We start from the raw sequence: 10693 nt of genomic DNA, 5'->3' as shown, positions 1-10693 counted from the left end.
CATCGGAGGATAAATCTCCTCCATCAAAATTTATTTTAATTTGTCTATTGCTTTCTAGTGATAAGGTGTTTACAATACTCATAAAGGGCTCCTTTGTTGGTATTTATTTTGATTAGACACCTTAATTTTACCACAAATGGATGCTCTTTTTTCATTCACTTGATAGGTGAAAAGCAATATTCAGTTAAAATACAGTAACTATGTGGCTTTCAGCCACATTCGTGGCAAAGTCGTGAATAATTCAGGTTAAATGTACTCTTTTCGCCCGCTGGCGTCTAAAATTCCTTCCTCTTCCCTGTATTTTGCAACGGTTCTCCTGGAGATGGTGATACCCTGGGAAGCCAGTTTTTCGCTTAGAAGGCGGTCGCTGTAGGGCTTTTTGGGGTCTTCTCCGGCTATGATTTTCCTGAGAGCCAGTTTGATGGCTGCGGCATTGATGCCATGAGAGGCGGAGTTTAAACCATTTTCACTGCGGGAAACGGAGCGCGAAAAGAAAAAGCTCAGGGGATATACACCCCAGGAGCACTGGAGATATTTATGGCTGACGGCTCTGCTGACCGTAGACTCATGTATCCCCAGCCGGTCTGCGATATCAGTCATGCGCAGCGGGACAAGGTGATTGGAACCCTTTGAGAAAAATGCTTCCTGATGCTCCAGAATAGCCTTGGACACATCCATCAAGGTGAGGCTTCTCTGTGCGATGCACTGGCGGATCCATTCTGCCTGACGAAGCTTATTTCCCAGATATTCTTTTACCTCCTCAGACTCAGGTTCCTGGCTCATTTTGCGGTAATAGCTGCTGATTTCAATGGCCGGATACATGGCTTCATTTAAGAGGATGTCAAAATGGTCTTTAAATTTGACAATGGTTACATCCGGAATAATATAGCGGAGCTGTTCCCGGCTGGAAAAGGACATTCCGGGTTTGGGATTCAGGGAGCGGATGATCTGGCAGCAGTCTGCGGCTTCCGCAGGGGACAGACGAAGCTTTCTGGCAATGGCTGGTATCTGATTTTTGGCAATCATTTCCAGGCACTGACAGGTTAATGTTTTCATCACAGGTGTAAGGAGGCCGCGGCGTTCCAGCTGAAGATTTAAACACTCTTCCAGATTTCGGGCAAAAACTCCTGCAGGGTCCAGTTTCTGGAGCTGCGCAAGAAGCTTAAGGATATGTGCTTCGTCTGTTTTAAGATCTGCCGCAATATCTCCGGGAGATTCGGTGAGATAGCCTCTGTCATCTAACGATTCCAGCATGTAGTGAATAATCTGTGTATCATCGGCAGAAAGCTCCTCTGAGATCAGCTGGGACCAGAGATAGTCTTCCAGCGTCTCGCCGTCATCCGTATCAATGTTCCAGGAATCCTTAAAATCGTAGTCATCATCGTTGTTCTGCCGCTGGTAGAGGTAATAGTTTTCTTCATTAAAGGAATTAAGCCACTGCTGCTGTTCAATGGATTCCCGATCCGGCCCTCCGGAAGAAGAATCAGATATTTCCATCACGGGATTTTCCAGTGCCGTCTCATTGATATATGTGTTTAATTCCTGGGCAGTCATCTGCAGGATCTCAGCAGATTGTATCATGCGTTGGGATAGGGTCTGAGTCTGTCGGGTCTGAAGCTTCAGATCCATGGGAAGCACCTTCTTTCGTAAGATATGATTGGTTTAAGTATATCACAGATCGTTCTGTTTTTGAATGCAAAAAGAGCGCCCCGCTTAACATAAAGATAAAGGAGGCGCTGGAAATTCCAGATCAGCTTGCCAGAAAGCCTTTTCCTACGATCTCGCTGGAATTGGAGATGAGCATAAAGGCAGTGGGTTCAATTTTTCTTATATAGTTGCGCAGCTTTAAGGCCTGACTGCGTTTCATGGTAGTCATGATCACGGTCTTGTCATTGTGGGAAAATGCTCCCTCCGCGTGGTAGACTGTGGCGCTGCGGTTTAAGGTATGGATGATGTAATCACAGATGGGATCGGGATTGTCGCAGATGATATTAAAACATTTGCAGAGATTGATATTTTCGATCACATCATCGATCACAAGGGATTTAGCTGCAAGGCCGATGGTGGAGAACAGTCCTGTTTCCGCATCAAAGATGAAAAAGGAAGTCAGAACGGATGCCACATCTACCAGCATCAGTACGGTGCCTATATTCATGCTGGTGTGCTTTTTCATGATCATGGCAATGATATCCGTACCGCCGCTGGATGCTCCGATATTGAATAAAATAGCGGTTCCGATGGCAGGCAGGAAAATTGCAAACATCAGTTCCAGAAGCGGCTCTGAGGTCAGAGGCTTTGTCAATGGGCAGATACGCTCCAGGAGGGAAAGACTGACGGACATAACAACGGTGGCATAAACGGTTTTCAGTCCAAAGCTTCTTCCAAGAAAGATAAAGCCAAGAACCAGAAGGGACATATTTGTAATGAATGTAAAATCACTGGCCGACCATTGGGTCATCTCACTGATAACGGTGGAAAAGCCGGTGATCCCGCCAAAGGCAAAGTGGTTTGGGAATTTGAAAAAATAGATTCCTATAACCATGATCCAGATACTGATTGTGATAGTTCCATATTCAGCGGCTGTGCGCCAGAATGGATTTTTGATTTCTTTCATGATGAAAGAATAAACCTCCTTTTTAATACTCTTGTTCATTCAAAATATGCATTTTGATTCAACCATATAATAAGCGTGTTTTACTACAAGCGCAACCACCTTTTTTACTAAAATAGGTACAACGAAAAGGCTGTGATGAATGTCCGCGGTATGTGGACATTTGCAGACGGTATGTTCACTGTTCTGGAAAGGTGGTTTGTAGTAAAGGAAGAATCTGCCAGCGGTCTTGTATTACCGGAAAAGGAAGCCTATAATAGCAGTATTGGAACAAGAATGGGAGGAGGCAGGATATGAAGGTATTTGAAAATGATGCGGACTGGGAGGAGCGGGCCTGGGAGCTGGCAAAAAAGCTGGTGTCCATAGACAGCTCAGATCCGGGCGCTTATGAAGGCGAGATCGGGGAACGGCTTTATGAGTATTTAAGCCGGTGCTGTGAACGGTGTGGCGGTTCTCTGGCAGACCAGATCCAAATCGCACGGGAGGAGGTACTTCCGGGCCGGTTTAATGTGATGGCGCGGATACCGGGAAAGACGAATGGACCGGGACTGATCTATATCTGCCACATGGATACGGTTATGCTGGGAGATGGCTGGGATGAAACGACGCCGCCTCTGGGAGCGGTGGTCCGGGAAACAGAGGAGCAGGGAAAAACGGTGGTGCGCCTGTATGGAAGAGGAGCCTGTGATATGAAGTCGGGGTTAGCCTGTGCCCTTGCTGCCTTTGAGGCTCAGGTACGGGAGACCGGAAAAAGGGGAGAGCTTCCTAACCGGTCATTTTCCATAATCTGTACCGTGGATGAAGAGGATTTTATGCGGGGAGTGGAGCATGCCATCCGTTCCGGCTGGATCACGAAGGAGGACTGGGTTTTGGATACAGAGCCTACAGACGGACAGATTCAGGTGGCTCACAAGGGCCGCACCTGGTTTGAACTGACCGTTACGGGCATCACCGCCCACGCCAGCAATCCATGGAAGGGAGCAGACGCCATTGCAGCTATGGCGGAGGTGATCAGCAGCATACGAAAGGAGATTGCAGCCTGTCCGCCCCACCATGATCTGGGGATTTCTACCGTTACTTTTGGCCAGATCCAGGGAGGCTACAGGCCTTATGTAGTGCCGGACAGCTGTAAAGTATGGATTGATATGCGTCTGGCGCCCCCAGTGGATACGGCGGCTGCCTGCGCGATGGTTGAAGGGGCGATAAAAAAGGCAGAGAAGGAGATCGCAGGAGTTAAGGGAAGCTATGTGCTTACAGGAGACAGACCCTATGTAGAAAAGGACCCGGATTCACCGCTGTTGTCCCGTTTAAAAGAGGCTGTAAAGGCCGTTGTGGGAGAGGAAGCGGCGGTAGGAACCTTTAACGGCTACACAGATACGGCGGTAGCAGCAGGGATGCTGGGAAATCATAACTGTATGTCATATGGCCCCGGCAGCCTGGAGCTGGCTCATAAGCCTAATGAATCCGTACCTTATGAGGATGTGAAACGGGTCCAGGGGGTGCTTACAGAGCTGGCCGGGAATATTTTGTGGAGGAAACCCATGTAGAAGTATCAGGGAAAATACCATTTCCATCAATAAGGATTTTGTAGTATAATAGTGGCACCTTAAAAGGAGGAAACAAGATTATGAAGGAAACAGCATTAGTAATTATGGCGGCTGGAATCGGCAGCCGGTTTGGGGGCGGAATCAAGCAGCTGGCTCCTGTTGGGCCAAATGGAGAGATTATTATGGATTATTCTATCCATGACGCCATTGAGGCCGGATTTAACAAAGTCGTATTTATTATCCGTAAAGATCTGGAAAAGGATTTTAAGGAGATTATCGGAGGCCGCATTGCCAAGCAGATCCCGGTTATTTATGCCTATCAGGAGCTGGACGCTCTTCCAGAGGGCTATTTTGTGCCTGAGGGCCGCAAAAAACCCTGGGGAACCGGTCAGGCTGTTCTGATGATAAAGGGGCTGATTGACTGTCCGTTCCTGGTGATCAATGCAGACGATTACTATGGAAAAGAGGGCTTTAAGCGGATCCACGATTACATGGTAAATGAGATGAAGGATGATGCAGATGTTTATGATATCTGCATGGGCGGATTTGTGCTTGAAAATACCTTAAGCGACAACGGAAGCGTTACCAGAGGCGTGTGTCATGTGGAAAACGGATTCCTTAAAAACGTAACGGAAACCTATGACATCCGCAGAAGCGGGGACGGACTGGCAGCAGCAGATGAGGCGGGAAATCCTGTATCTGTACAGGCAGACCAGCCGGTTTCCATGAATATGTGGGGTCTTCCAGTGCGTTTCTTAGAGGAGCTGGAACATGGGTTCCCGAAGTTTTTAGACGGCTTAAAGCCTGAGGATATTAAGGCAGAATACCTGCTCCCGAAGATTATTGACGATCTGGTACAGGAGGGGAAGGCGAAAGTCCGCGTACTGGATACACCGGATAAATGGTTCGGTGTGACCTATCAGGAGGATAAGCAGGCGGTGGTAGACGCGATCCGGGGACTGATCCGGGACGGCGTGTACAAAGAAAAGCTGTTCGGTTAAAAAGCCATGCATATTTCCCATTTTCAGGGTCTATACTATAAAAAACGGTGAAAATAGTTCAGCCTCCGTGGATAAGGAGACAGTACAGACATGAAATTGTGGAAAACATTCGGTATTTCCAGCCGGGAAGATATATCATACTATGATACAGCGGGAGAGTTTGAGGCAGAACGTTTTGCCGTGAACCTGAACCGTATGATCATGGACGAAATGGAAGAAAAAGGAAAAGAAGGCGTCATGTTCCTCTGTATCGGCACAGACCGCTCTACAGGGGACAGCCTGGGGCCTTTGGTTGGACACAAGCTGAGAAGGCAGCGTTTAAAGGGAGCCGCTGTGATCGGAACTCTGGATAAGCCGGTACATGCCATGAATCTGGAGCTTTATATCCGATATATCCAGGCCCATTATTCCCGGTATGTGGTGGTAGCGATTGACGCTTCGGTAGGCAGCCTGGATCATGTGGGCTATGCTACTTTGGGGCGGGGAGCGCTGCAGCCGGGGCTTGGGGTATCAAAGGAGTTAGAGGCAGTAGGAGATATCTCGATCACCGGGATCGTAGGGGGCGCAGGCAGCCGTGATCCTGTGATGCTTCAAAGTGTCCGGCTGTCCATGGTGATGAAAATGGCGGACTGCATCTGCGAAAGTATTTCCCTTGTCGAACGATTTTGGGAAAATGCAGCCATAATATGACAAACTTTGCGCAAAATACCTGTTATACTGAGACATACCTGGATTTTTCAGGTATGTTTTTTGTTGTGGCGACGAGGAAAATGGCTGTCACGCCTGCGTGTGCAGACATTTGACGGCCGCTGATCAGAGGCGAAACGCGCTTTATAGGTTTCGCATCGGTATAAAGGGGTGAGCAGATGGGAGAATTATATGAACTGTTCCCGAAGCTGCCGAAAAATATACGGCAGATCGGAGAACGTGACCAGGTTTTAAAGCTGTATGTAGAGGATTATGTCAATACATATTTAAAGCAGTTAAGGCCCGCAAAAGGGGCGGATCTGCGGGTGGGGCTTCTTCTGGGAAACAGGGAGATCCATGAGGATGTGCCGTATGTATTTGTAGACGGAGCTTTGGAAATGGAAACGGTTGCAAAGGATGGGGAGAAGGTAGTCTTTACAGAGGATGCATGGCAAAAGGCCTATCAGGAAGTGGAAAACCGGTTTCCCAAACGAACGGTACAGGGGTGGTTTTTATGCGGGAATCCGGGCTGCAGTTTAAATCCATTAAACTACTGGCAGGAACACAGCCATTATTTTACAGGAAAAAATCAGCTGATGTATTTAAACAGCGGCCTGGAGGGTGAGGAAGCGGTCTATATTACGTCCTCAGACGGATTTTATAAACTCAGGGGCTACAGTATTTACTATGAGCGCAATCAGATGATGCAGGATTATATGATTTCCCGAAAGGATATTTCCAGAGTGGAAACAGGGGTAAATGACCGCGCTATCCAGGATTTTCGCCAAAAAATGGAAGAGCACAGAGGAGAAGCAATCCGCCGCCAGAGTACGGTGGGTACGCTTTCGGCTGTGTGCACAGCTTTGGCTGTAACTGTTTTGGCAGGCGGTGTAGCGATGTTTAATAACTATAAAAAGATGCATGAAATGGAAAGTGTGATTGCATCGGTGCTCCCGGAGGGAAGGATCAAGGAAGCAAAAGCAGGGGTCTGGCCTATAGAGGAAAAATTTCCTAAGGTTACGGTGGGGGAAAAGCCTTCTTTTGTGACTCCTGAAACGATGAGAGAAGCTGCGGAGACTGAAACTGCAGTCATTTCCAGTGAAGCTCCGGAGAATGTCCCGGAGGAAACAGCACTCATGGAAACGGAGGAAGCTGATGCTCCTGCTTATAAGGTTTATACCGTTGGGGAGGGCGAAACACTTTATGGCATCTGTTTTAAGGTTTACCAAAATGTAAATAAGCTGGACGAGATCTGCCGGATCAACGAATTGAGGGATCAGAACAGCATCTATGCAGGCCAGAAGCTTCTTATGCCGTGAAAATATTAGTGCGTAACCTCCGAAAATGTTGTATACTTAACAGGTATATCAAACATTCAGGAGTACAAAATGGGCAGCAACCGTTCAATGAGCCGTGAAAATAAAAAAAAGCAGCTGAGAAGCCAGATGGTTTCTCCCTCCGTTTCTTCGCCGGAGGATGAGGACAGCGAAGAGCTGATAAAGAAAGCCCATCAGAAAAGCGTAAAACGCCGGGTCCGCATTGGAGCAGTGATCGGGGTTCTGATTTTGGCCGCTGTGGGCGGATTTATATATTATGACCGATATATGTCATTTGCAGACTATGAGCTTGTCTGGGAGACGGATTTTAATCAGGGAGAGCCGGGCGAAGCTGCTGCCGGAGAAGGGAATTTTTCCGGATTTGCAGATTTTGCCGACGGTGTGATCAAGTATACCAAGGATGGAGCCTCCTATCTGGATTCCAGGGGAAAGGCCGTATGGATTTTAAGCTATGAGATGAAACATCCCATGATTACGGTCAACGGTGATTTTGCCGCCATTGGAGACCGTCAGGGAAATTCCATTTATATCTGTGATAAAAATGGAATTCAGGGTCAGGCGACAACTTCTCTGCCGGTTTTAGAGCTTTCTGTTTCAGCAAAGGGCGTTACTGCGGCTGTGGAGGAGGATTCTAAAGCCAGCTACATTTACCTTTATAAAAAGGACGGAAATCCTCTTGATATCTATGTGAAATCGCTTCTGTCCGGCGACGGTTATCCGGTTGATGTAAGCCTGTCTCCCGGAGGAACCCAGTGGATCACCTCTTTTATGTATTTAGAAGATGGCATGATTAAAAATAAGGTTGTATTTTACAACTTTGGTCTGGGAAAAAATGATCCCAAGCGTGTAGTCGGCGTATTTATGCCCCAGGATCTTTCAGACGCCATGGCAGGCCGGGTGCGGTTTATGGATGACAGCCATGCGGTGATTTTTACGGACAAGGGACTGCAGTTTTTTTCGACCCGTATTGAAACGTCTCCGGAATCCACGGCTCAGATCCTGTTAGACGAAAATATCCGCAGTATCAGTTATACCGATCAGTATGCGGCTGTGGTCACAGATAATTCCGAGGGTTCAGAGCCTTATCGGCTTCATGTGTACCGGGCAGACGGCAGTCAGGTGTTTGAGACTGCATTCTCGTTCCAGTATTCGGGTTTTGATATAGATGAGGATCTGGTTCTGCTTTATAATGACAACTCCTGCCTGGTTTATAATATGGCGGGAACAGAGAAATTTAAAGGAAGTTTTGATTTTCCTGTATCCAAGGTTTCGGCCGGAAATATGCCGGGTACTCTTTTAGTCATGGGACCTCAGAAGATGCAGGAGATCAGGCTGCGGTAACAGCTGCAAAAATCAGACAGAAAGGAAGAAGATACTATGGGGATGAAATGCATCGGTGTAGACGTAGGAGGAACCAGCGTAAAGATGGGAATCTTTGAGACAACCGGAGAATTGCTGGATAAGTGGGAGGTAAAAACAAGAAAGGAAGAAAATGGAAAATATATTCTTCCGGATGTCGCTGCTTCCATCCGTGAAAAAGTATCAGCCATGGGGCTGGATCTGAAAACGGATATTGCAGGAGCCGGACTGGGAGTGCCGGGGCCGGTGATGCCGGACGGAAGCGTAGAGGTCTGCGTAAATCTGGGATGGAAAAATGTAAATCCCCAGAAGGAGCTCAGTGCCCTGCTGGATGGCATTCCTGTAAAGAGTGGAAATGACGCCAATGTAGCTGCCCTTGGCGAGATGTGGCAGGGAGGCGGAAAAGGCTATGATAACCTTGTGATGATTACTCTCGGTACCGGAGTAGGCGGAGGAGTGATCCTGGATCAGAAAATTGTGGCCGGACGTCACGGTCTGGCCGGAGAGATCGGACATATCCATGTAAGGGACGAGGAAAAGGAATACTGTAACTGCGGCGGTCAGGGATGTCTGGAGCAGATCTGCTCCGCTACGGGCATTGCAAGAGAAGCCAGAAGAAAGATGGCTGCCAGCGAGACGGCTTCCGTTCTCCGCCAGTACGGTGACAATGTAAGTGCGAAAAACGTGCTGGATGCGGCCAAGGAGGGAGACGAACTGGCATTGGAGGTTATGGCTGTGGTAAGCCATTATCTGGGTCTGGCGCTGTCCCAGGCTGCTCTGATCGCAGATCCTGATATTTTCGTGATCGGCGGCGGCGTATCAAAAGCAGGCCAGTTCCTTATTGATATGGTCCAGAAGGACTATGATCATTTTATGACGATTTCCAAAAATAAAGCCAGGCTGGGTCTGGCAACTCTGGGAAATGACGCAGGAATCTATGGGGCAGCAAGACTGATTTTGCAGTGAGGGGAAATTTAAGAGGGAAAGATAAATGGCATTTACATGAATAGATGTAGGTGTCATTTTTTTATTTTGATAAAACTGTCCCAATATTGACAAAACTGTCCCAAAATGATATAACAAGGATATATAACGAGGATGGGAGTACGTATCATGAAGAAAAAAAATATAATAAGCCTGATTAAATATTATGTGGAAAAGAATGATGCGGGCTTTCGCAATGAAGCTTATGAAATCGCCAGGGAGTTTGACGCTTCTGGGGATTATCAGCTTTCAGAGTATATTATGTCACTGCTGTCTAATGTAAATACCTTTGTTCCACAGGTATCAGAGAATGTGTCTTCTTTCTTTGAAAAAATTGAAAAAAAGGAAGATATGCTGCTGCTTCCTGAGGAAATTACCGGTGATTTGTTAGGGGTAGTAAATGCAATTGAACATCATATTGGAATTAATAAGTTTTTGTTCCAGGGGGCTCCCGGAACAGGGAAGACGGAAGCTGTTAAACAGCTTGCGCGAATATTGAACAGAGAAATTTTTATGGTGGATTTTTCAGCAGTGATTGACAGTAAATTGGGGCAGACGCAAAAAAATTTGTCTATGCTTTTTAAAGAGATAAACAGCTTTGTCCAGCCTAATAGGGTAATTGTTTTATTTGATGAAATTGATGCTCTGGCTTTGGATCGAACGAATCAGAATGATCTGCGGGAAATGGGGCGGGCAACATCAGCTATGCTGAAGGAATTTGATCGGATGAATGAAGATATTGTTTTAGTGGCGACCACCAATCTTTATCAATATTTTGATAAAGCACTGATCAGACGATTTGATTCCGTAATTGATTTTGACAGATATTCACAGGAAGATCTTCTTTCGATTGCAGAAAAGATGTTAGACCGTTATCTTGATAAGTTAAAGCTGGCAAACAGGGATATACGCCTGTTTCGTAAAATAATGAAATTGATGCCTCAGATACCATATCCTGGTGAATTGAAAAATCTCATTAAGACATCTGTTGCATTCAGTAATCCACATGATGGTATGGATTATTTCAGAAGACTTTATTATGCAGTCTGCAATGAAAAACCGGAAGATTTAAAAAAGCTTCAGAATCAGAAATTTACTGTCAGAGAGATCGAGATATTGGTTGGAAGATCAAAAAGCAGTATTGCAAGAGATCTGAGGGAGATATAA

Annotated in this window: 9 protein-coding genes; 7 read left to right on the top strand and 2 right to left on the bottom strand. The window is 46.6% G+C overall.

Annotated features, from left to right (window positions below):
- Window positions 1-246: 246 nt before the first annotated feature.
- Together rpoN and BN3656_RS16370 are read right to left on the bottom strand one after the other, a co-directional pair.
- On the bottom strand, window positions 247-1629 hold the full coding sequence (gene rpoN, locus BN3656_RS16375; RefSeq protein WP_066550598.1) for an RNA polymerase factor sigma-54: 1383 nt from the start codon (window positions 1627-1629) through the stop codon (window positions 247-249).
- Between the two features lie 121 nt (window positions 1630-1750).
- Window positions 1751-2614, bottom strand: coding sequence for a YitT family protein (locus tag BN3656_RS16370; protein ID WP_066550588.1), 864 nt, complete (start codon window positions 2612-2614; stop codon window positions 1751-1753).
- Between the two features lie 290 nt (window positions 2615-2904).
- Here BN3656_RS16370 and BN3656_RS16365 point away from each other — a divergent pair, with 290 nt between their 5' ends.
- The 7 genes from BN3656_RS16365 (at window position 2905) to BN3656_RS16335 (ending at window position 10693) form a co-directional block, all read left to right on the top strand.
- Window positions 2905-4158, top strand: coding sequence for a M20 family metallopeptidase (locus BN3656_RS16365; RefSeq protein WP_066550585.1), 1254 nt, complete (start codon window positions 2905-2907; stop codon window positions 4156-4158).
- 80 nt (window positions 4159-4238) lie between these two features.
- Entirely contained in the window at window positions 4239-5159 is a 921-nt protein-coding gene (locus BN3656_RS16360) for a sugar phosphate nucleotidyltransferase (RefSeq protein WP_066550581.1), read from the top strand.
- Between the two features lie 90 nt (window positions 5160-5249).
- A complete protein-coding gene (gene yyaC, locus BN3656_RS16355) occupies window positions 5250-5849 on the top strand; it encodes a spore protease YyaC (protein WP_066550576.1) in 600 nt (199 codons plus the stop codon).
- A 176-nt stretch (window positions 5850-6025) separates the two neighbouring features.
- The gene (locus tag BN3656_RS16350; protein WP_066550572.1) at window positions 6026-7165 is read left to right on the top strand and encodes a LysM peptidoglycan-binding domain-containing protein; all 1140 of its coding nucleotides are present in this window, start codon (window positions 6026-6028) and stop codon (window positions 7163-7165) included.
- Window positions 7166-7234: 69 nt separating this feature from the next.
- A complete protein-coding gene (locus tag BN3656_RS16345; protein WP_066550568.1) occupies window positions 7235-8524 on the top strand; it encodes a DUF5711 family protein in 1290 nt (429 codons plus the stop codon).
- Between the two features lie 36 nt (window positions 8525-8560).
- On the top strand, window positions 8561-9508 hold the full coding sequence (locus BN3656_RS16340) for an ROK family glucokinase (RefSeq protein WP_066550565.1): 948 nt from the start codon (window positions 8561-8563) through the stop codon (window positions 9506-9508).
- Window positions 9509-9655: 147 nt separating this feature from the next.
- Window positions 9656-10693, top strand: coding sequence for an ATP-binding protein (locus tag BN3656_RS16335; protein ID WP_066551001.1), 1038 nt, complete (start codon window positions 9656-9658; stop codon window positions 10691-10693).

The organism is Clostridium sp. AT4 (assembly GCF_001517625.2).
Lineage (GTDB): Bacteria > Bacillota > Clostridia > Lachnospirales > Lachnospiraceae > Enterocloster.
The sequence above is the reverse complement of the archived record's forward strand: the minus strand, read 5'-3'. Positions and strand labels throughout refer to the sequence as shown.

What these genes read in the sequence shown, in the direction of transcription:
- rpoN (WP_066550598.1), bottom strand. Translation starts at nt 1,629, where the DNA reads ATGGATCTGAAGCTTCAGACCCGACAGACTCAGACCCTATCCCAACGC.
- BN3656_RS16345 (WP_066550568.1), top strand. Translation starts at nt 7,235, where the DNA reads ATGGGCAGCAACCGTTCAATGAGCCGTGAAAATAAAAAAAAGCAGCTG.
- BN3656_RS16370 (WP_066550588.1), bottom strand. Translation starts at nt 2,614, where the DNA reads ATGAAAGAAATCAAAAATCCATTCTGGCGCACAGCCGCTGAATATGGA.
- yyaC (WP_066550576.1), top strand. Translation starts at nt 5,250, where the DNA reads ATGAAATTGTGGAAAACATTCGGTATTTCCAGCCGGGAAGATATATCA.
- BN3656_RS16340 (WP_066550565.1), top strand. Translation starts at nt 8,561, where the DNA reads ATGGGGATGAAATGCATCGGTGTAGACGTAGGAGGAACCAGCGTAAAG.
- BN3656_RS16365 (WP_066550585.1), top strand. Translation starts at nt 2,905, where the DNA reads ATGAAGGTATTTGAAAATGATGCGGACTGGGAGGAGCGGGCCTGGGAG.
- BN3656_RS16350 (WP_066550572.1), top strand. Translation starts at nt 6,026, where the DNA reads ATGGGAGAATTATATGAACTGTTCCCGAAGCTGCCGAAAAATATACGG.
- BN3656_RS16335 (WP_066551001.1), top strand. Translation starts at nt 9,656, where the DNA reads ATGAAGAAAAAAAATATAATAAGCCTGATTAAATATTATGTGGAAAAG.
- BN3656_RS16360 (WP_066550581.1), top strand. Translation starts at nt 4,239, where the DNA reads ATGAAGGAAACAGCATTAGTAATTATGGCGGCTGGAATCGGCAGCCGG.